This is a genomic window from Asanoa hainanensis, from assembly GCF_900188485.1.
In the GTDB taxonomy this organism is placed as follows: Bacteria; Actinomycetota; Actinomycetes; order Mycobacteriales; family Micromonosporaceae; genus Asanoa; species Asanoa hainanensis.
The window spans coordinates 123,909-144,149 of sequence record NZ_FZPH01000003.1 but is presented as its reverse complement, the minus strand read 5'-3'; the positions used below and the strand labels follow the sequence as shown (position 1 = coordinate 144,149).

Here is a 20,241-nt window from a genome sequence, read left to right as displayed (position 1 = left end):
CTGAGCGTGCTCGCCGGTCGGGGGGTCGACTTGGGCCTCGGACGAGGCTTGATCGTTACTATGCCCACTCGGCCTCCTAGGCAATCGCCTGACCCTTGCCAGGCGTTGCCGTGGCCGCGCGCCGGGCCCCGGGGTGGTGCCGGGCAACGTCCGGGCGCCAGCTGGACCAGGATCTTGGTCGCGGCGGCCCGGCGGCCCGGCGGCCCGGCGGCCCGGCGGCCCGGCGGCCCGGCGGCCCGGCGGCCCGGCGGCCCGGCGGCCCGGCGGCCCGGCAGCCCGGCGGCCCGGCGGCGCGACGGCGCGGGTGGTGCCGGCCAAGGTCCGCAGGCCGGCTGAATCTGGATCTTGGTGGCGCGGCGGCCCGGGTGGTGCCGGGCAAGGTCCGCGAGCCCAGCCGGCCGAGCTGCTGAGCCTGTTCGGCCCCGCGCCGGATGGTCGACCGCCGCACCGGTCAGCTCCCGCCCGGCCGGGCCTGGATCTTGGTGGCGCGGCGGCGCGGGGGCCCGGGTGGTGCCGGGCAAGGTCCGCGGGCCGGCTGAGCCTGGATCTTGGTTGCGGTGGCGCGGGGCAAGGGTCAAGCGTTGTCTTGGGTTTGGGTCCGGGTCAGCCGTCGCGCTTGGTCGTCCAGCGGAACGTGGTGATGCAGAGGATCAGGCCGACCACGCACCAGGCGCCCAGGATCAGGGCGACCTTGCCCAGCTCCCATGTGCCGCCCGGCTCTTGGGCGGCGAAGGAGTCGGGTAGGAAGACCGAGCGCAGGCCCTGGCACATCCATTTCAGCGGGAAGACCGCGGCGACGTGCTGCATCCAGGTCGGGAGGCTCGTGAAGACGAAGAACACGCCCGAGATGAACTGCAGGATCAGGGCGACCGGGGTAACCACCGCGGGGGCGCTGCGGGCGGTGCGGGCCACCGACGAGAAGGCGATGCCCAGCAGCGTGCAGGCCGAGATGCCCAGGAGCCCGACCCATAGGAAGGTCAGCCAGCGGGCGCCCGTGCTCGGTAGGTCCAGGTCGAAGAAGAGCGCAGAGACCGCGAGCAGGATCGCCGTCTCCACCACGCCGACGATCAAGACCATGATCACTTTGCCGGCGAAGTAGACCCACTTGGGCATCGGGGTGCCCCGCAGGCGCTTGAGCACGCCGCGGTCGCGCTCGGCCGGGATCTGGATCGCGAGGCTCTGGAAGCCGACGGACAGCAGCCCGGTCGCGATCATGCCGGTGATGAAGTATTGGGTGAAGTTGACCCCGCCGCCGATCTCGCCATCGAAGATCGACGCGAAGATGACGATCATGATGGCCGGGAAGGCCATCGTGAAGACCACGGCCTCTCGGCTGCGGGTGAACTGCTTGACCTCGAGGCCACCCTGCCGCAGGCCGAGCGCCAGCGGACCCGGCGCGGCCGGCGTTTGCGTACTAGCGGTCATCGGTGTCCGATCATCGTCAGGTAGACGTCTTCGAGGGTCGGCCGGGTCACGGTCAGGCCGGGGACCTCGCCGCCGTAGCCGGCCGCGATCTCGGCGACCAGGGCCGTCGGCGTGGAGGTCTCCTTGCGCTCGACGGTGCCCTCGGCCGTGCGCCAAGACACGGTCGCCGGCGCGTTCTGCCGGTCGCCCAGCGCCTGCGGTGTGGAGACCGCGACCAGCGCGCCGTCGGCGATGACGGCCAGCCGATCGGCCAGGGCCTCGGCCTCTTCCAGGTAGTGGGTGGTGAGCACGATCGTCGTGCCGGCCGCCGAGAGGTCGCGGATGAGATCCCAGAACTCGCGCCGGGCCTCCGGGTCGAAGCCGGTCGTCGGCTCGTCGAGGAACAGCAGCTCCGGCCGGCCGATGATGCCCAGCGCCACGTCGAGCCGGCGCTTCTGGCCGCCCGAGAGGGTGTGGGTGCGCGCCTTCGCCTTGGCGGCCAGGCCGACCCTGGCGATCACCGCGGCGGGGTCGTCGGGACTCGGATAGAACTGCGCGAAGTGGGTCACCACCTCGCCGACGGTCAGGTCGTCGAACTCGCCGGTGCCCTGCAGGACGATGCCGACCCGGGCTCGCCAGGCGCGGTCGGCGTGCTCGGGGTCGGCGCCCAGGACGCTCACCGTGCCGCCGTCGCGGTGCCGATAGCCCTCGAGGATCTCGACCGTCGTGGTCTTGCCCGCGCCGTTGGGGCCGAGCAGCGCGAACACCTCGCCCCGGCGAACCTCCAGGTCGACGCCCGCCACCGCGACGTTGTCGCCGTAGGCCTTGCGTAGGCCACTGACCGCGATCGCGGGCTCCTCCTGCGTCATGACGGACATGATGCCCTTCGCGTTCGCTTATGGCTCGCCCGGGTCAGTTGGTTGTGGATAACTTCCGCCTGTGGATAACTCAAAATGATCTTCGCGAGCCGGCCACACTCGCTTGCATGCGCCGTCACCCCGGTCAAACGCCCGAAAAGTGGTTAAAAGCCGCCTTACACTGCGGCCATGGAAGGCCGCCTGCCGGAGCGCGACCGCCCGTGGGTGATCCGCACCTACGCCGGGCACTCGTCGGCGACGGCGAGCAACGCGCTGTTCCGCCGCAACCTGGCCAAAGGCCAGACCGGCCTGTCCGTGGCGTTCGATCTACCGACCCAGACCGGCTACGACCCGGACCATCCGCTCGCCGCGGGCGAGGTCGGCCGGGTCGGCGTCCCGATCTCGCACCTCGGCGACATGCGCGCCCTCTTCGACGGCATTCCGCTGGCCGAGGCCAACACGTCGATGACCATCAACGCGACCGCGATGTGGCTGCTGGCCCTCTACGTCGTCGTGGCCGAGGAGCAGGGGGCGGCCGGTGCGGAGCTGTCCGGCACCACACAGAACGACATCGTCAAGGAATACCTGTCTCGCGGCACCCACATCTTTCCGCCGGGTCCGTCGCTGCGACTGACCACCGACATGATCGCCTGGACGGTGGCCAACGTTCCGCGGTGGAACCCGATCAACGTCTGCTCGTACCACCTGCAAGAGGCCGGCGCCACGCCGATCCAGGAGGTCGGCTTCGCGCTCGCGACGGCGGTCGCGGTGCTCGACGCCGTGCGCGACTCCGGGCAGGTGCCGGCCGAGCGGATGGGCGACGTGGTCGCCCGCATGTCGTTCTTCGTCAACTCCGGCGTGCGGTTCGTCGAGGAGATGGCGAAGATGCGCGCATTCGGGGCGCTGTGGGACGAGATCACCGCGAGCAGATACCAGATCGACGACCCCAGGCAACGGCGCCTGCGGTACGGGGTGCAGGTCAACTCCCTCGGCCTCACCGAGGCCCAGCCGGAGAACAACGTGCAGCGCATCGTGCTCGAGATGCTCGGTGTGACGCTGTCCCGCTCGGCCCGCGCCCGGGCCGTGCAGCTCCCCGCCTGGAACGAGGCCTTGGGCCTGCCGCGTCCGTGGGACCAACAGTGGTCGCTGCGCATGCAACAGGTGTTGGCCCTCGAGTCCGACCTGCTCGACTATCCGGACCTGTTCGACGGCTCGCCGGTCGTGTCCGCGTTGGTCGACTCGATCGTGGCGGGTGCGCGCCGCGAGCTGGCGGCGATCGAGCGCCTGGGCGGGGTGGTCGCCGCCGTCGACTCGGGCTATCTCAAGGCCGAGTTGGTGGCCTCGCTGGCCGAGCGCCGCCGGCGGATCGAGTCGGGCGACGAGGTGGTGGTCGGGGTAAACCGCTACGTCGACACCGAGCCGTCGCCGCTCACCACGACCGGCGCCGATCACGTCGAGCTCGTCGACCCGGCGGTCGAGGCCGCCGCTGCGGCGGCCGTGCGTGAATGGCGGGAGGCACGGGACCCCACGTCGGCGGCGGCCGCGCTGGCCGGGCTCCGGCGCGCGGCGGCCGGCTCGGTCAACCTGATGCCCGCGACGATCACCTGCGTGCGGGCCGGGGTCACGACCGGCGAGTGGGCGGGGGTCCTGCGGGAGGTGTTCGGCGAGTACCGGGCACCGACCGGCCTCTCGGCCGCGAGTGCCGGCGGTGCCGACCATTCGCTGGTCGAGGTGCGCGAGCGGGTGCTGCGCACGGCGGCGGACCTGGGCGGTGGCCGGCTGCGGTTGCTGGTGGGCAAGCCCGGTCTCGACGGGCACTCCAACGGGGCCGAGCAGATCGCGGTGCGGGCGCGGGATGCCGGCTTCGAGGTGATCTACCAGGGCATCAGGCTGACGTCCGAGGAGATCGTCGCGGCGGCTGTCGAGGAAGACGTCGACCTGGTCGGGTTGAGCGTGCTGTCCGGCTCTCACCTGGCCGCCGTGCCGGCCGTGCTCGACGGCCTCCGCGCGGCCGGCCGCGCGGACCTGCCGGTCGTCGTCGGCGGCATCATCCCGCCCGGCGACGCCGAGAAGCTGCGGGCGGCCGGCGTCGCCCGCGTCTACACACCGAAGGACTTCGCCATGACCGCGATAGTCGACGACTTGGTGGAGGTGATCCGCACGGCGAACGCCCTGACCTGAACTGGCCGACAGCGAAACGGCCGCCGCTACGGTGCGCCGTCGTGGCCGCGCCGCGGTTTGGTCTTGGCCGAGCGCCAAGTAACCGTGTGCGGTGAGCGCCGGCCGGGCCATCCGCGCCGGCGGCGTCGACGGGCGTGTTCATCCAGGCCGCTGGCGGACTGGGCCGGTGTTGGCCTCGCCGGCCCAGTGCCGCACGCCGAGGCGGCCCGAGCGGCGTCCAACCTCGCCGAGCGGGACCACCTCGGGCCGGTTGACGGTTAGGCGAGGGTGACGATCAATGCGCTGAGGGCGGTCAGGCCGCCCAGGACGATGAGGGCCACGCCGCCAGTGTCGAGGCGGGCCGACCAGCGGCGGCGGGCCCAGGTGGTGGCGATGGGAATGCCGGCGAAGGGGGAGGCGAAGTAGGCGAGCCAACCCAGCAGGCGCAGGACGCCCGCGCCGGGTGGGTCGAGGGTGGCCAGGGCCGCCAGGGCGCTGGCCATGGTCGCGGTGATCGCCGTGGCCGCGGCGCCGACCAGGGGCAGGAGAGGGGGCACCAGGGCGGGCAGTTTTCGGTTGTCGCCTAGCGCGATGCGCGGTGGACCGCCGTGGATGCGGTGGGCTACGCGGGCCAGCATGGCGATGCTGGCGTCGTCGTCCACGTCCAGGGGCGGCTGGGCGGTGGCCGGCGCCGGCTCCGGCGCGGCGCCGGGGCGCTGGCCCGGCCAGACTCGGGTGCGTTGGAGGTCCAACCAGAGCCGCTCGGCCTCGCGGTCGACCTCGACTACCGCGCACGCCGCCGCTGCGGCGCGGCGATCGGTCTCCTTCGCGTCCTGCTCGGCGCGGCGGAGTTCGGCCGCTGCGGCGGCCATCCCGTCGTGGTACGCCCGCTCGGCGATCGCCAGGTTCGTGGCCCGCCGCGTCACCGTCGCGGCAAGCTCGGTCATCAGGTCGCGGTAGTCACTCACGGCTGCCCCACTGATCGGGCTGCGGGGCGAGAGATCATCGGGTGCCTCCATCCGCGTTGGCTGCGTCCGTGGGGCGGACGCCGCGGTTTTGGGACGGTAGGGCGGTCGGGGGCGCGGTCAGGCGGTCCGGCGGGATCTCGTAGGGGACGATCACCTGGGGGGCTCGGTCCGTGCTGCGGTCGAAGAAGAGGGCTCGGCGTTCGCGTGGGTACCAGGTTGGGCCGCCGGGCTGCGGGGACAGTGGGGACAGGTCCGGGCCGTGTACGTCGAGCGCTACCCACCCGCCGATCGCGTCTGTTCGGGAGCCTGGGCCGCCCAGGTCGTCGCGGAGGCGGGCTACCGTGCGCCACCAGCCCAGGACGTGGATTCCCTGTTCCGGGCCTCGGCTCAGCAGCGGTTTGAGGTCGATGCCTGGCGGGCGGGCGTCCCATGCGAAGCCGATCACCACGTGCTGGCTCGACGGGCCCGGCGACGAGTCGAGGCTGGCCACGAAATCGGCCACTGTGGACCGGTCGAAGAACCGCCCGCCCGGTAAGGCCGCGCACAACGCCGTCGCGGCCGGGAGAACCCCATCGTCCAGGCAGACCACGCTGAACAACGGTGGGCCGGCTTCGCCAGCCGGGTCGGGCTGTTCGCCGGCGGCCTGCCGTTCCTGGCGGTCAACGACGGACAGGGACAGGGCCGCCGCCGACAGGATCGCGGTCGCTTCTGTGGCCCGGGTGCCGAGTACGGCCAGGTTGCGGCCCGGCGCCCGGGTCAGCGGGAACACCGCTGGTCGCGCGCCGACGTCGATCGTCTCTCCCAGGACGGCGGCGCCCGGGCCCCCGGACGGCGGCAGCGACGGCACCGCGTCGCCGTCGAAGAGGCGTGGGGGCTGGCTCCCCGACTGGCGGCGCGACCACAGCGCGTGCTGCAACGCTCGCCAGGTGGTGCGGTCGCTGGCGTCCGGTACGCGTACCACCTGGTTGGCCGGCGGCACCCCCGAGTCGGCGTTGACCACCGCCGTGAAGCGCGGGATCGTCTCCGCCGCCAGGTTCGTCTCGGCCAGGATTCGGCGGGCCTTCGGGAGAGCTACCCGCAGGGTGAACTGTGCGACCAGGCCCGCGCGGCCCCACAGCGCCTCGATGCCGGATACGTCCTGCGACGCCAGCACCAGGTGGATGCCCTGGGAGCGGCCCCGCCGGGCCAGGTCCTCCAGCAGGGTCACCGCCTCCGTCGTCACCGCGTCTCGGCCGGTCAACAGCACCTGGAACTCGTCGATCACCGCGACGATCCGGGGCCAGCTCGAGCCCGGGTCCTCGGCCCGCAGCTCCGCCAGCTTGGTCGCGTCGAAGCGTTTGGCCGCGGCGGCCCGGCGGCGCAGCTCGTCTCCCAGGTGCCGGAGCAGCGCCAGGCCGAACTCCCGGTCGTTGTTGATGTTCACCCCGACCAGGCGTACGTGCGGCAGCCAGCTCTCGTCCCGCACACTCGGCGCGAACCGCGCGAACGACACGCCCTCCTTGAAGTCCAGCAGGTACAGCGCGAGCTCGTCCGGGGAGTAGCGGGCGCACAGGGCACCCAGCCAGGCGTACACCATGTTGGTCTTGCCCGAACCCGACGGGCCGCCGATCAGCGCGTGCGGTGGGTCGTCGCCCAGCCCGATCGAAACCAGCGACGAGCCACCTAGCGAAGTGCCGACCGGGGCCGACAGCTCCTCGGCCGCGACGCACGTCCAATACGACCCGGGCAGCAGCGAAGAGAACGTCGCGGCGGGCGGGCCCGAGGTCGCCGCCGACGCCACGGCCCGGCAGCGGGCGGCGATCTCGTCGGCCGACGGCGGCGCGTCCAGGGTGATCGGCAGCTCCGCGACCGCGGCCGAGACGGCTCGCCGGCCATCGACCGAGACCCGCACGACCGTCGGCGACGACGGCAGCGGCAACCCACGACCGACCACGTGGATGCCGCACGGCGGGCCCAACCGCACGACCCGGTCGAGCTGTGCCGAAGCGGCGGGCGTCAGCTCGTCGGCCGTCGCCGCGTCGCCGAGCAGCACCACCACGGACCACGGCGCCGGCCGGGGCGCGAGCGCGGACACCGACGTATGTCCCGCGGCCAGCACCAGGGCGTTGAGCCGCTGGATCTCGTCGACGAGCGCGTCCAGCGCACCCGCCAACCCGCCCGGGCCGACGAACCGCACCAGCGACGCCGCGCCCAGCGGCGCGAAACCGGACAGCGTGCCGCCCAGCCGCTCCGGGTCGTACACGGTCAACCGCACCGAGCCGGGCGGGGCGGCACCCAGCACCCGCAGCAGCACGAGCCGAACGACGGAGTCCACATCGGACGCCGCGCCGGTGAACCACAGATGCCCGTGGTCGAGCAGGGGCACCAGCGCCGGCATCAGGACCGGGCAGCCGGGCGCCGCCACTGTGCCGAGCCGCACCACGCCCAGGTCCGGCTCGTGCGCCGCCAACTCGTCGGCCAGCCGGCGCGCCGACGCGACGAAGTCCGCCTCGATCGCCCGCCTCGCCCGCTCGCGCTGCGCGCCCAGGCCGTTGACACAGGCCAGGTGCGCGTCCCGGACCGCCCGCAGCCGGTCGAGCGCCGCCGCCCGGCGGGACTCCGCTACCGCCGACGCCGTGCGGGCCTGGCCGCGCGCGGCCGCGAGTGACGCACGCACCTCGGCCACCAGCCGCGATCGCGCGCTGGCCACGTCAAAGGTCCTCGGGGGAGGCGCCGGTCAGCGAAAGCACCACCGACACGAGCACGACCCCGACGGCCGCCACGTCCGCGGGATGAGCCGAGACCGGATCGCCCGGCAACCGCAACGCCTGGGCCACCAGGGCGGCCCCATCCGACGCCGGGAGCCCCGGAAGCAGCCGCGGCAACAGCGCGAGGGAGTCCCGTTGCAAAGAGCCGGGTGCGACCGATCCCAGCCGCCCAGCAGCGTGCGCCGCGAGCGACCACCCGACCGAATCGGGCGCCACTACGAGCGACTGCCGCAGCGCCACCCGATCACCGCGCGACGCGGCGGACACCGCCGACCTGAGCACCGCGGAAACCGAGAGCCGGTCATCGACCGAGGGCCGCGCCACACCGACCTGAGCGGTCAGCACGTCGACCCGATCCGCCCAGGGGCAGGACCCCGAGACGGCCACCGCGGACGGAACCGGAACGCCAGACACCACACCCACGGACGCGAGATATCGCGACAGCTCATCTCCGGCCCGCCCCAACGCACCCGCCGCCGCGTCCAGGTGGGAGCTCGCGGAAGCCAGCAACAAAGCGGGTGAGGGCCCCGAGCTCGCCGCGAGCGTCGCCGCCAGCAGGGACAACGCCGATCGCAGCCGCGACGACGCCACGTCGATCTCCACCACCGGCAGGTCCGAACGCACCGTCACCACCCGGCTGGCCAGCGCGGCGAGCAGGCTCACAGCGCCGCGGCGTAGGTCTGGGCCTGCTCCATCGCGCCCAGCGTCGCCGTCATGCAGTCGTCGAGCTCGGTGGCCGCCTGGGCGAGCGCCGAGCGCGCCGCCGCCACCGACTCGTGTGCGCTGCCGTCGACCGCCGCCGCCAGGCTGGCCTGGGCCGCGTCGAGCTTGTCGTTCGCGGCGCGGACGGCCTCCTGTCCTTCCTGGACATGTGCCATCGCGACGTCGATGGCGGCCTTGACCTCGGCAACGCTCGCCACGGTTCCCCCTCCACGCAGCATCGAACCGATGACGCTACGTTATCGCCGGAATGCGAGAGGTGAGCGCGCCGCGCCGACTCAAGCCGCGCGTTGTCGGCGGGCGCCGCGCCGGCGGAGCGCCCAGACGAACAGCAGGACCAGCCCGACCAGGAACAGCAGGATCAGGATCGGCAGGACCAGCGCCACCACCGACATCACGACGCTGAGCACGTCTTCGACGGTGCTCGCTACCGGCGCCCCGACGCCGGCCGTGCCGACGTTGATCACCGGGCGGGCGGTCGCCTTGATCCCGTGGACGACCAGGGCGAGCACCACCCCGATGGCGACCGGCACCCACTGGTTGGACCCGAAGAAGCCGCCCGGGTCGGTCACGGTCGCACTGCTGGTGCCCGCGCCGAACGCGAGCCCGCCGGCGGTCGGCCGGACCACGGTCTGCACCACGTCGTTGGCCGAGTCGAGCACCGGCACCTTGTCGGCGACCACCTCGATGGCCAGCAGCGCGCCGAGGATGAGGATCACCCAGCCGTTGCCGAGCCAACCCCATCCCGCGGGCAGCGCGATCACGTCGGTGTAGCGGGACAGAACCCCGATCGCGAGCAACGGGATGTACGCGTTGAGGCCGGCCGAGGTCGCGAGGCCCGCGCCGGTGAGGGCTTCCAGCACGACCTCAGCATGGCACCACCAAGCCACCCCCATCAGGACCGACGAGCCACCGCCTAGGCTGGACCGGTGCGTCTAGTCATCGCGAGGTGCTCCGTCGACTACGTCGGACGGCTCTCCGCCCACCTGCCCACGGCCACCCGGTTGCTGATGGTCAAGGCCGACGGCTCGGTGTCGGTGCACGCCGACGACCGTGCCTACAAGCCGCTCAACTGGATGAGCCCGCCGTGCCGGATCCAGGAGGAGCCCGGCGTCTGGCGGGTGGTCAACAAGGCCGGCGAGGAGCTGCGGATCACCCTGGAAGAGATCTTCCAGGACACGTCGTACGAGCTGGGTGTCGATCCTGGCCTGGTCAAGGACGGTGTCGAGGCGCACCTCCAAGAGCTGCTGGCCGCCAACCCGACCACGTTCGGCGAGGGCTACACGCTGGTCCGGCGCGAGTACATGACCGCGATCGGCCCGGTCGACCTGCTCTGCAAGGACCAGCAGGGTGGCTCGGTCGCGGTCGAGGTCAAGCGCCGGGGTGAGATCGACGGCGTCGAGCAGCTCACCCGTTATCTCGAACTGATGAACCGGGACCCGCTGCTGGCCCCGGTGGCCGGCATCTTCGCCGCTCAGGAGATCAAACCGCAGGCCCGCGTGCTCGCCGAGGACCGCGGCATCCGGTGTGTGGTCGTCGACTACGACAAGCTGCGCGGCATCGAGCGCGACGAGCTGACGTTGTTCTGACTTTCGCCCGGTGGACCCTGGTGACAGGCTGTACCGGTGAGTGATGTCGAGATCGGACGGTTCGTGCGGTCGGCCACCGCCGTCCACCGGGCTGGCCGTGATCTTCAGGACGCGCTGGCCACCGGCGAAGGGCACGACGACGCCGCGGACCGGCTGGCCCGATCGATCGAGAGTGGACTCGCCGACCTCAACCGGGTCGAGACCGGCTTCTTCGAGGCGCCAGCAGGCGACAACGCGGCCGAGCGCACGACGACCGACCCGGAGACCCTGCTCGCCGTGGTCGCGGGTCAGCTCCGGCTCGGCGAGGTCGCCCTGGCCGCCGGCGCGGCGACAACGGAGACCGATCTCGACACGGCCCTCGCCGACCTGCGCCGCACCACCGTCGCCCTCGAGGAGCCACCCCGGCACCAGGGCTTTCAACAGACAAGGCTCGTCTCGCACGACCTCCCGGAAGCCGTGGAGACCATCCGCGAGCGGCTCGGCGACACCCTGGACGCGATCGCCACCGGCACCGCCGACGTGGTCGCCGGCCCGATCAAGAGCATCGCCGGCAAGGCGCCCGCGCAGTGGAAGGAAGCCTGGGAGAAGGTCAGCAAGCAGCTCTTCCTCGACAACATCGGTGGCCGGCTGATCCGGCTGGGCCTGCGCGCCCTGTCCGCCGCCCTCGACGCGCTGCGCCGGCTGGTCGACGCGACCTGGCTGGAGACCGCGCGGGACCGGCTGGTCGCCCTGGCCGACCGGGCGGGCGAGGCCGGAGCCGGCGCCGCCCTGCTCGGCGGCGCGATCGGAGCCGAGCACGCCCGCGAGGAGGCCGCCTCGCTGCTCAGCAGAGAAGGGCTCGACCTGGGCCGGCTCGACGGCGGCACCGAGGCCCTAGAAGCGCTCGCCGACCGGTTCGACAGCGTGATCGGCAAGCTCGCGCTGGCCCAGGCCGCCGTCGGCGGGATCCTCGTGGTGCAGGGCCACCTCGGGCTGGCCGTGCCGTGGCTGCCGCTCGCCCTGCTCGGCGCCGAGTTGCTGATCGGCGCGGTCGCGGTGGTGCTCGCGATCGACTACATCGACACCACGGTCAGCGTCGGTCGGGTCCGCGGTGCCCGGCTGATCCTCCAGGACGCCGCGCGCACCGCATGACCGGCCAGTGGTTCGCCACCCAGGTCCGGCAGGAGGTCACCGAGCTGGCCCAGGTCGGCGAGGCACTGCGGCGCGAGGAGCGGTTGGGCACCACGACCGCGGCGGTACGCGACGACTTCGCGCTGCTGCTCCGCGATCGCGTGCGTGATCTCGAAGACCTGCCCGACGGCGACTGGGCCGGTCTGGACCTGCTGCGGGCACGCCGGATCGCGCCGGTCAAAGCCGCCGCGCTCGCCGTGCTGGAAGGCATCCTGCTGCGTGGCCACCCCTTCTACCGAAGCGTCACCGTGGCCGCCGAGACCCTGCTCGACGCGCTGGTCGAGGCCACCGGGATCGGCCGCGGCCCGCTGTTGTCGGTCGCCGACGGCGAACGCTTCGAGCGGATGGCCGGGCTGGTCCGGATGCGCTTCCCCGACGTCGACGTCTGGGGCCTGCCGATCCTCGTGCACGAGCTGGGTCACCTGGTCGCCGACGCGCTGCCGGAGCCCGGCGACCGCAACGCCCGGCCGGTGCTGTTCCACCTCGACCGCGCGGACGACCGGCTGCTCGGCGAGCTGTTCGCGGACGTCTTCGCCACCTGGGCGCTGGGGCCGGCCTATCCGTTCGCGGTCATCACGCTGCGCGCCCGGCCCGACCGGTTCGACGACGCGACCCGCACCCACCCGTCCTGGGACCGGCGGGTGTGGACGATGGTGGCGGCCCTGCGGGTGACCGCCGAGCTGGCCACCGACCCGTTGACCGCGGCCGGGCACCGACGCGGTGCCGACCAGGTCGCCCGGCGCTGGTCCACACTGAACGGCCTCGGGGACCATCCACCGAAGAAGGCCGAGCGCGACGCCCGCGGCCTGGTCGACCTGCTCGACCGCAACGCGCCGGCGCGGCTGCGCTTCGACCCGCTGGGCGGCCTCGACCCGCTGGTCGCGGCGCTCGACGCCGGCACGCCCGCCAAGGGCAGCCCGGTCGAGGTGGTGGCCGCGGCGTGGCGGTGGCGGCTGGCCCACGACGAGGCGAAGCCGGCGAAGCTGCGAAACGTCAGCGCCGCCGCCCTGCGTGCCCTGGACCCCGCCGATGCTTGACCTGCTCACGGTGCGGATGGCCGAGCTGCGCGACGACGTCGACAAGGTGAAGCGCGTCGCCGACCTGGCGGAGAGCCGGCACAGCAGGCTCGACGGCATCCGGGGGATCCGCAAGGAGATCCGGGACGGCCTGCTCGACGCCCGGGGGTTGATCCTCGACTACCGGCGCGGCGCCGACGCACCCGAGGTCGAGGTGCTCGGCGACCTCGACGCGCTGCTGATCGACCTGGACCGCAAGGTCGACCAGGCCGGCGTGATGCTCGAACAGCTCAACGGCTCGATGATCAGGCTGATGAACACCGACACGCTGAGCGTGCGGTGCGACGCGATCATCGCCGAGCTCGACCGGGTCGAGGAGGGGTTCCGCGCCGGCACGCTGGACCGGGCCGCCGCCTGGGTGGCGGTCGACGGGCTCGTCGACACGACGGCGCGGCGGTTGTTCGCCGACTACGTCGACCTGCTCGGCGGGCTGACGCTGCGCGACACCGGCCTCGACGATCGGGTCAGCGAGCTGACCGACCGCCTGCTCGACGAGCTGGCCGCGCCGTTGCGCTCGGTGCCGGCGCGCCCGGCCGAGCTGGTCGGGGGCCAGTCCCTCGGCGACCTCGTGATGCTCTGGTTCCCGGAGTGGACGATCTGGGACGTCCCGCTCTTCGGGCACGAGGCCGGCCTGGCCTGGGGCCACACGTCCCAGCTCGCCCGCGGGCTGCTCGGCGACAGTCCCACCCCGGAGCGGCGCGGACTGGCCGCCGACGCCTATGCCGCCTACGCGCTCGGGCCGGCGTACGCCTGCGCCGTGCTCTTGCTCCGGATGCGCCCCCACAGCGGCGATGATGTGGACCGCGCGTACGTCATCCTCGAACTGCTGCGCGCGACGAGCGGTGACGGCATGGCGGCCGCGGTGATCCAGGAGGTCGCCGACTGCTGGCGCGGCGCGGTCACCGAACGGGGTGCCGACCCGGAGCCGGGCCGGCGGGCCGAGCTCGACGCGTTCGTCGCCGAGGCGCGCGGGACCCTGCGCAACATCGGCGTGTTCCCCGGCTTCGACTCGGCGCAGTGGGAGAAGGAGGCCGCCGGGCCACACACGGCGCTCACCGAGGGCACGGGAAGCGAGGCGACGGCGCGTGGGCGGCTCAACGCCGCCTGGGCCGCGCGGCTGATGCTGACCGACCCGCACGACGCCGACGCGGTGCGGCAGATCGCCGACGCCGCCCGCGCGCTGCCGTGGCCGCGCAAGACGGGACCCGCCCGCGACCGCCAGTCCGGCCGTCCGGTCCAGGCTCCCTACGGGAAACGGTGAGGCCGGTGACGACGAACGAGCTGCTCGTCCGGGCCTGGGCCGCCTACCACGCGGGCGACTTCGCGACGGCACGGCAGAGCGCCGACGAGGCCCGTGACCAGGCCGACCCGGCGACGCAGGGCGTGGGGCTGACTCTTCGCGGCCTGTGCGAGGCCCGGGTCGGGACGGCGGACGACACGTTGTTCGCCGCCGCCGCCGACCGGTTCGCCGCCGCCGAGCGACCCGACGGCCGGCGCTCCGTCGCCGCGTACGGCATCGCGCTCGCCCTCAGCGGTCGGTTCGCCGAGGCCGAGCCACCGTTGCGCCGCGCCCTGATGCTGGAGCTGGCCGGCCCCGACGTCTGGCGCTGCCTGGGCCGGGTGCTCGCCGCCCGCGACCGCACGGGCGCCCGGCGCACGCTGGCCGCCGCCGCCCGCGCCTTCCCGACCGACTGGCTGGTCGCCCTCGACCGGGCCGAGCTCGTCACCAGCGACCGGACGGCGGTCGCCGAGGCGTGGGCGACGGCGGGGGCGCTCAGCTTCGCGGCCGGCCGGGCCGATGTGGCGGTGACCGCCTACACCAGGGCCGTCGACCGCACCCCGAAGGACCTCCACCTGCTGCTGGAGAAGGCGAAGGCGTGCGCCGCGTCCGGTGCCCTCGACGAGTTGGGGGCGACGATGCGCCGGGCCATCGCCGTCAACGCGGACACAGTCGAGTTCGTGCCGTTGGTGGTACAGACCGCCGACTGGGCGCTCGGCCAGGCGCCGGACACGGCGATCGCCCTGCTGGACAAGGTCATCGAGCTCGAACCCGAGCACGCCCGCGCACACGCGCTGCTCGGTTCGGCGCGGCGCCTGCTCGGCGACGACACGGCGGCGATGGCGGCGTACGACCGGGCTTTGGCGGTCGACCCCGACGACGCGTACGCGCTGGTGAACCGCGGCCAGGCGCTACTCGGCCAGGGCCGGCACGACGAGGCGGTCGCCGACCTGGAGCGGGCCTCCGCCCTCGAGCCGGGCACCGGATGGATCCGGCTCAGCACGGCCGAGGCCTACTACCTCCGCGCGCAGGCCGACCGGGACGACGCCGACCTCGACCGCGCCATGGCGCACGCGGACGCGGCTCTGGCGATCAGCCCCGGCGACCCGGCCGTCCTGCGGCTGATCGGCTACGCACACTGGTTGCGCAGCGACGGCGACCCGGCCGACGCGGTGGAGGCGCTGCGGGCGGCCCGCGCCGCGAACCCCGACGATCCGCAACTCGCGTACGAGCTGGGCCGGCTGCTGTACGACACCGGCGCGTACGAGGAAGCCCTGGCCTGTGCCGAGCAGGCGCTCGCCGGAATGCCCGACGCCCCGCTCGTGCGGTTGCTGCGCGGCCAGCTGTTCCGGGCCGTCGGCGAGACGGAGCGGGCCGTCGAGGACCTGACGGCCGCGGCCCGCGCCCAGCCCGACCTCGGGGAGGCGCACGCCGCCCTGGGGGAGGCGCTCCGGATCGAGGGCCGGTTGGCCGAGGCCGTCACCGCGCTGACCGCGGCCATCGAGCTCCAGCCCGACGACGGCTGGGCGCTGGCCAGCCGGGGAGCCGCGCGGCAGGCACTGGGTGACTCCGCCGGCGCGCTCGAGGACCTGCGCCGCGCGATCGGCCGAGGCTCCGAGCCCAGCTTCGCGGTGTGGTGGCTGTGCGAGGCGTTGCGTGACACCGTCGACAGCGACGACCTGGTCACGGAGATCGGCGCGGCGGCGGCGGATTATCCGGACGACCCTGGCGTGCAGGAGGTGTACGCCGACGCGCTGCAGGACGCCCGCCGCTACGCCGAGGCCGCGGCGACGGCGGAGCGGGGGCTCGTCGCGCGCCCCGACCATGTCGGCCTGCTCCGCTCGTTGGGTTGGGCCCAGTCGGCGCTCGGCGAGCACGCCCGCGCGGTCGAGACGCTCGAACGGGCGGCCAACGTCCAACCGGACACGAACACGCTGACCGATCTGGCCACGATCGTGGCGCGCGGGGACGACGTCGCCACGGCGCTGCGCACCATCGACCGCGCGCTCGCCGTGCGGCGCACGTCCGGACTGCTCCGGTTGCGCGCGGAGGTGTTCGGCGGGCTGGCCGACTGGCCGGCCGCGGTCGAGGCCGCCCGCGCGGCGGTCGCGGTCGAGCCGGTCGACCCGTGGGCGCACTGGGCGTTGGGCCGCGCGCTGCGCTACGTCGACGGCGGCCGGCCGGAAGAGGCGTTGGCCGCGTTCCAGGCCATGCGCGAGCAGGAGCCCGGCAACCCGATGGGTCCACAGGGGACCGGCGACGTGCGCTGGGCGATGGGGCGGTTGGCCGAGGCGGACGCCGACTATCGCGCGGCGATCGAGCTGTACGAGCCGTTCGGCGAGGAGGAGTCGTGGACCCGGCACGGCATCGGGTGGTGCCTGCACCGGCTCGGCCGGTACGCGGAGGCGGCCGACTCGTACCTGCTGGCCCTGCCGACCAGCGACGAGCGGTCCGCGCTGCTGTTCGACATCGGCCTCAACTGGCTGGCGGCCCGCGAGAGCGCACGCGCGGCCGACGCCTACGCGCAGGGCATCGCGGTGCTGCCGGCGACCTCGCCGGCCCGGGCACCGGCCACGCTGGCGATCGCCGGAGACGACCTGCGGTCAGCGGTGACGGCGGGTGTCGTCGCCGACTCGGCCCAGGTCGTCGAGCTCGGCGAGCGGCTGGCCAAGGAACGCGCGGCGGCTAGCGACCGGAGCGCCCGTACACCAGCTTGACCGCCTTGATGATCCGGGCGACGTGGGCCGGGGTGCGCTCGAAGGTCATCGCCTTGAGGGCCGACGGGCCGCGCCGGGTGGTGATCGCCTTCGAGCGGGAGAACTCGCGCAGCCCGTCGTCGCCGTGGGTGCGCCCGAAGCCGGAGTTGCCGACGCCGCCGAACGGCAGCGACGACATGCCGATGAAGGTGATCACCGAGTTGACCGAGGCCATGCCCGTGCGCAGCCGGCGGGCCGCGGCCACCGCGCGCCGCTTGCCGAAGACCGCGCCGCCCAGCCCGTACGTGGAGGCGTTGGCGAGCCGGACCGCCTCGTCGACGTCGGCGACCTTGCTGATGGTCAGCGTCGGACCGAACGTCTCCTCGCGCACGGCCGCCGAGTCCTCCGGCACGTCGACCAGGATCGTCGGGTGTACGAACGGCGGCTCGACCGCCTCGCGGCCGCCCAGCACGGCCCGGCCGCCGTTGACCAGCGCGTCGTCGATGTGCCGCCGGATGATGTCGATCTGCTTGGGCATGGTGATCGGCCCGATGTCGTAGCCCTCGCCGTAGCCGACCTTGAGCGCACCGGCGCGGCGGACCACCTCGGCGACGAAGGCGTCGTAGACCGGCGCTACCGCGTACACCCGCTCGATCGCCAGGCAGGTCTGGCCGGCGTTGGTGAGCGCACCCCAGACGCACGCCTCGGCGGCGGCCGCGACGTCGGCGTCGTCGTCGACGATCAGTGCGTCCTTGCCGCCGGCCTCGATCAGCACCGGCGTCAGCGTCTCGGCGCAGGCGGCCATCACCTTCTTGCCGGTGGCCGTGGAACCTGTGAAGGCGACCTTGTCGACGCCCGCGTGGCACAGCGCGGCGCCGACCTCGCCCAGGCCGTGCACGATCTGCAGCACCGGCTGCTCGGGCACCACCTCGGCGAACGTGTCAACCAGCCATTGGCCGACGGCCGGCGTGTATTCACTCGGCTTGAAGACCACCGTGTTGCCGGCGGCGAGCGCGTAGGCGACCGTGCCCAGCGGCGTCACCACCGGGTAGTTCCACGGGCCGATCACCCCGACCACGCCCATCGGCTGGTATTCGAGGTGGGCGGAGAACTCGGCCAGCGTCAGCCGGCCGCGCACCCGGCGGGGGCCGAGCACGCGCTTGGCGTTGCGGGCGGCCCAGTCGATGTGGTCGATGGCCGCCGCGGTCTCCACGATCGCCTCGGCGATCGGCTTGCCGCCCTCGCGGCTGACCAGCCCGGCGACCTCTTCGACCCGCTGGGCGAGCAGGGCGCGCCAGCGCAGCAGCCGGGCGCGGCGACCGGCGTGGCCGAGCCCGACCCAGAAGGCCGCGGCTTCCCGGGCGCGCTCGACGGCGCGGGCCACGTCGTCGGCGTCGGCGACCGGGAACCGGCCCACCTCCTCGCCGGTGGCGGGGTTGGTCGAGACGAGTGCACCGTCTTCGACGACAGGCACGCCGTAGGCCCGCGTTGCAGTCATGGGGCGGAGTCTATGCCGATGCGGTTACCCATCGGTAGGTGTGGGCGCACCACACAGCGGAGCCGCGGCGGGTGGCGCATCATGTGCGCCATGGAGCACCAGCAGGTGCGCGTGCACGCGCGCGGAATCGACCAGAACGTCCTCGTTGCCGGGCCGGCGGACGGCACGCCGGTGCTGCTGATCCACGGCAACTGCTCGTCCGCCGACTTCTGGCGGCCGCTGCTCCGCCACCTGCCGCCCGACCTGCGGATCGTCGCGCCGGACCTGCGCGGCTACGGCGCGTCCGAGGCGGCGCCGGTCGACGCCACCCGCGGCCTGCGCGATTTCGCGGACGACGTGGCGGCATTGCTCGCCGAAACCGAGCTCTTCCCGGCCGACGCCAAGCCCCTCGTGGTCGCGCACTCGATGGGTTGCGGCGTCGCGATGCAGCTGCTGGTCGACCACCCGGACCGGGTCGGCGCCATGCTGCTGGAGGCGCCCCTGTCGCCCTACGGCTTCGGGGGCACGAAAGACCTCGTCGGCACGCCGACCACGGAAGACTTCGCGGGCACCGGCGCGGGCACGGCCAACCCCGACTTCGTCGCCCGGCTGGCCGCCAAGGACCGCGAGAGCGACGCGCAGACCAGCCCCCGCACGGTCATGCGGACCGCGTACGTCGCCGACCCCGCCTCGCTCGGCGCCGACGAGGAGCTGCTGCTCGACACCGTGCTCTCGACGGTCACCGGCGACGACAACTACCCGGGCACCTCGACGGCGAGCCCCAACTGGCCCGGCGTCGCGCCCGGCGACCGCGGCGTCCTCAACACCATGGCGCCGAACCACTTCCGGATCGCCGACGACCTCGTCGCTGTCGCCACCAAGCCGCACATCACCTGGGTACGGGGCGACCAGGACGCGATCGTCTCGGACACCTCGTTCTTCGACCTGTCGTACCTCGGCTCGCTGGGCGTCGTGCCGGGCTGGCCGGGCGCCGAGGCGAGCCCGCCGCAGCCGATGGTCGGCCAGACCCGGGCGGTGCTCGACCGCTACCAAGAGAACGGCGGCAGCTACCGCGAGGTCGTCTACGCCGGCTGCGGCCACTCGCCGCACCTGGAGCGCTCGGCGGAGTTCGTCGCGGAGCTCCTGGAACTGCTGCCGTGACCGGGCCCCGAAGCACGAAAGTCCCGGTTGACGGCGGCGACCTCGCGGTCGGCGTCTGGGGCGACGAAGGCCCACTGGTCGTGGCCGTGCACGGGATCACCTCCCACCACCGCGCCTGGGCCCTGGTCGGTGACGACCTCGCCGCCGACCACCGGTTCGTCGCTCCCGACCTGCGCGGCCGGGGACACAGCCGGGACCTGCCGGCGCCGTACGGCATGGCGCGGCACGCGGCGGACCTCGCCGAGGTGATCCAGGCGTACGGCGGGACGGCGGTGGTGGTCGGCCACTCCATGGGCGCGTGGGTGGCGGTCGAGCTGGCCCGGTCGTACCCGATGCTGGTCGAACGCCTGGTGCTCGTCGACGGTGGCCCCGCGATGCCGCCGCCGCCGGGCGTGCCGGCCGATCCGACCCCGGACCAGGTGACCGCCGCGATCACGGAGACGGTCGGGCGGGCGTACCAGCGGCTGACCATGACCTTTCCGGACCGCGCGGCGTACGTCGCGACCTGGCAGGCCCATCCGTCCTTCGCCGACTGGTCGCGGACGATGGCCGAGTACGCCGAGTACGACCTGGTCGAGGTCGACGGGGCCCTGCGCCCGGCGTGCCACCTCGAAGCCGCGCTGCGGGACGCGCGGGACCTGTTCGCGTGGCACCCGGTGGCGCCCGCCGCGCTGCCGGTGCCGGCCGTCTTCCTGCGCGCCGAGCGGGGCATGCTCGACCAGCCGGACCCGATGATCGCGGCGGGCGCGGCGACCCGGGCGTTCCCCGGCATCGCCGAGCGGGAGGTGCCCGGCACCAACCACTACACGATCGTGCTCGGGCCCAAGGGCGCCGCCGAGGTCGCCGCCGAGGTGCGGAGGGGCATGGCAGACTGACCCTGACCTTATGGATCGTTAGGGGAGCGCTGCGTGTCGCGGGAGATCAACACCGTCGGAGT

The 20,241-nt window shown here is 73.6% G+C and carries 17 protein-coding genes; 9 read left to right on the top strand and 8 right to left on the bottom strand.

From position 1 onward, the window contains the following. Positions 1-174 precede the first annotated feature (174 nt). Positions 175-336, top strand: coding sequence for a hypothetical protein (locus CHC05_RS41340; RefSeq protein ID WP_179266095.1), 162 nt, complete (start codon positions 175-177; stop codon positions 334-336). A 267-nt stretch (positions 337-603) separates the two neighbouring features. On the opposite strand, the gene CHC05_RS08185 is transcribed toward CHC05_RS41340, so the two are convergent. Both CHC05_RS08185 and CHC05_RS08180 read right to left on the bottom strand, forming a co-directional pair. Beyond that, complete coding sequence (locus tag CHC05_RS08185) at positions 604-1,425, bottom strand: ABC transporter permease (RefSeq protein WP_089246414.1); 822 nt, start codon at positions 1,423-1,425, stop codon at positions 604-606. Beyond that, positions 1,422-2,273: an ABC transporter ATP-binding protein gene (locus tag CHC05_RS08180; protein WP_089246412.1), complete on the bottom strand. Its 852-nt coding sequence runs from the start codon at positions 2,271-2,273 to the stop codon at positions 1,422-1,424. Before CHC05_RS08180 ends, CHC05_RS08185 begins: the two co-directional genes overlap by 4 nt. Before the next feature lie 177 nt (positions 2,274-2,450). On the opposite strand from CHC05_RS08180, the gene CHC05_RS08175 reads away from it, so the two are divergent. Then, positions 2,451-4,442, top strand: a complete 1,992-nt coding sequence (locus CHC05_RS08175) for a protein meaA (RefSeq protein WP_089246410.1) — start codon at positions 2,451-2,453, stop codon at positions 4,440-4,442. A gap of 257 nt (positions 4,443-4,699) precedes the next feature. Here CHC05_RS08175 and CHC05_RS08170 read toward each other — a convergent pair whose 3' ends face one another. The 5 genes from CHC05_RS08170 to CHC05_RS08150 form a co-directional block, all read right to left on the bottom strand. Further along, positions 4,700-5,389 (bottom strand): hypothetical protein, encoded by a 690-nt coding sequence (locus CHC05_RS08170; protein WP_089246408.1) that lies wholly within the window; start codon positions 5,387-5,389, stop codon positions 4,700-4,702. Positions 5,390-5,423: 34 nt separating this feature from the next. Then, complete coding sequence (locus tag CHC05_RS08165; RefSeq protein WP_089246406.1) at positions 5,424-8,078, bottom strand: FtsK/SpoIIIE domain-containing protein; 2,655 nt, start codon at positions 8,076-8,078, stop codon at positions 5,424-5,426. A gap of 1 nt (position 8,079) precedes the next feature. Further along, positions 8,080-8,799 carry a hypothetical protein gene (locus tag CHC05_RS08160; protein ID WP_089246404.1) on the bottom strand — a complete coding sequence of 240 codons (720 nt, stop codon included), beginning with the start codon at positions 8,797-8,799 and terminating at the stop codon, positions 8,080-8,082. After that, positions 8,796-9,056 carry a hypothetical protein gene (locus CHC05_RS08155; protein ID WP_089246402.1) on the bottom strand — a complete coding sequence of 87 codons (261 nt, stop codon included), beginning with the start codon at positions 9,054-9,056 and terminating at the stop codon, positions 8,796-8,798. Before CHC05_RS08155 ends, CHC05_RS08160 begins: the two co-directional genes overlap by 4 nt. Positions 9,057-9,134: 78 nt before the next feature. Continuing rightward, positions 9,135-9,719 carry a DUF4126 domain-containing protein gene (locus tag CHC05_RS08150; RefSeq protein WP_089246400.1) on the bottom strand — a complete coding sequence of 195 codons (585 nt, stop codon included), beginning with the start codon at positions 9,717-9,719 and terminating at the stop codon, positions 9,135-9,137. A 66-nt stretch (positions 9,720-9,785) separates the two neighbouring features. On the opposite strand from CHC05_RS08150, the gene nucS reads away from it, so the two are divergent. From nucS to CHC05_RS08125, 5 genes are read left to right on the top strand one after another with little or no spacing between them, the layout of a single operon-like run. Further along, positions 9,786-10,445 (top strand): endonuclease NucS, encoded by a 660-nt coding sequence (gene nucS, locus CHC05_RS08145; protein ID WP_089246398.1) that lies wholly within the window; start codon positions 9,786-9,788, stop codon positions 10,443-10,445. Positions 10,446-10,481: 36 nt separating this feature from the next. After that, positions 10,482-11,576: a hypothetical protein gene (locus tag CHC05_RS08140; RefSeq protein WP_089246396.1), complete on the top strand. Its 1,095-nt coding sequence runs from the start codon at positions 10,482-10,484 to the stop codon at positions 11,574-11,576. After that, positions 11,573-12,652, top strand: coding sequence for a hypothetical protein (locus tag CHC05_RS08135; protein ID WP_089246394.1), 1,080 nt, complete (start codon positions 11,573-11,575; stop codon positions 12,650-12,652). The genes CHC05_RS08140 and CHC05_RS08135 overlap by 4 nt, the downstream gene beginning before the upstream one ends. After that, positions 12,645-13,952 carry a hypothetical protein gene (locus tag CHC05_RS08130; RefSeq protein ID WP_144022520.1) on the top strand — a complete coding sequence of 436 codons (1,308 nt, stop codon included), beginning with the start codon at positions 12,645-12,647 and terminating at the stop codon, positions 13,950-13,952. Before CHC05_RS08135 ends, CHC05_RS08130 begins: the two co-directional genes overlap by 8 nt. A 5-nt stretch (positions 13,953-13,957) precedes the next feature. Next, entirely contained in the window at positions 13,958-16,687 is a 2,730-nt protein-coding gene (locus tag CHC05_RS08125; RefSeq protein WP_089246390.1) for a tetratricopeptide repeat protein, read from the top strand. Here the strand turns inward: CHC05_RS08125 and CHC05_RS08120 are convergent. After that, a complete protein-coding gene (locus CHC05_RS08120; RefSeq protein WP_089246388.1) occupies positions 16,656-18,164 on the bottom strand; it encodes an aldehyde dehydrogenase family protein in 1,509 nt (502 codons plus the stop codon). The genes CHC05_RS08125 and CHC05_RS08120 overlap by 32 nt on opposite strands. A gap of 81 nt (positions 18,165-18,245) precedes the next feature. Here CHC05_RS08120 and CHC05_RS08115 point away from each other — a divergent pair, with 81 nt between their 5' ends. Continuing rightward, complete coding sequence (locus tag CHC05_RS08115) at positions 18,246-19,304, top strand: alpha/beta fold hydrolase (RefSeq protein WP_425426717.1); 1,059 nt, start codon at positions 18,246-18,248, stop codon at positions 19,302-19,304. Beyond that, complete coding sequence (locus CHC05_RS41335; protein WP_179266094.1) at positions 19,301-20,179, top strand: alpha/beta fold hydrolase; 879 nt, start codon at positions 19,301-19,303, stop codon at positions 20,177-20,179. The genes CHC05_RS08115 and CHC05_RS41335 overlap by 4 nt, the downstream gene beginning before the upstream one ends. The last annotated feature ends 62 nt before the right edge of the window (positions 20,180-20,241 follow it).

What these genes read in the sequence shown, in the direction of transcription:
- CHC05_RS08185 (WP_089246414.1), bottom strand. Translation starts at nt 1,425, where the DNA reads ATGACCGCTAGTACGCAAACGCCGGCCGCGCCGGGTCCGCTGGCGCTC.
- CHC05_RS08180 (WP_089246412.1), bottom strand. Translation starts at nt 2,273, where the DNA reads ATGACGCAGGAGGAGCCCGCGATCGCGGTCAGTGGCCTACGCAAGGCC.
- CHC05_RS08175 (WP_089246410.1), top strand. Translation starts at nt 2,451, where the DNA reads ATGGAAGGCCGCCTGCCGGAGCGCGACCGCCCGTGGGTGATCCGCACC.
- CHC05_RS08135 (WP_089246394.1), top strand. Translation starts at nt 11,573, where the DNA reads ATGACCGGCCAGTGGTTCGCCACCCAGGTCCGGCAGGAGGTCACCGAG.
- CHC05_RS08130 (WP_144022520.1), top strand. Translation starts at nt 12,645, where the DNA reads ATGCTTGACCTGCTCACGGTGCGGATGGCCGAGCTGCGCGACGACGTC.
- CHC05_RS08120 (WP_089246388.1), bottom strand. Translation starts at nt 18,164, where the DNA reads ATGACTGCAACGCGGGCCTACGGCGTGCCTGTCGTCGAAGACGGTGCA.
- CHC05_RS08115 (WP_425426717.1), top strand. Translation starts at nt 18,246, where the DNA reads ATGTGCGCCATGGAGCACCAGCAGGTGCGCGTGCACGCGCGCGGAATC.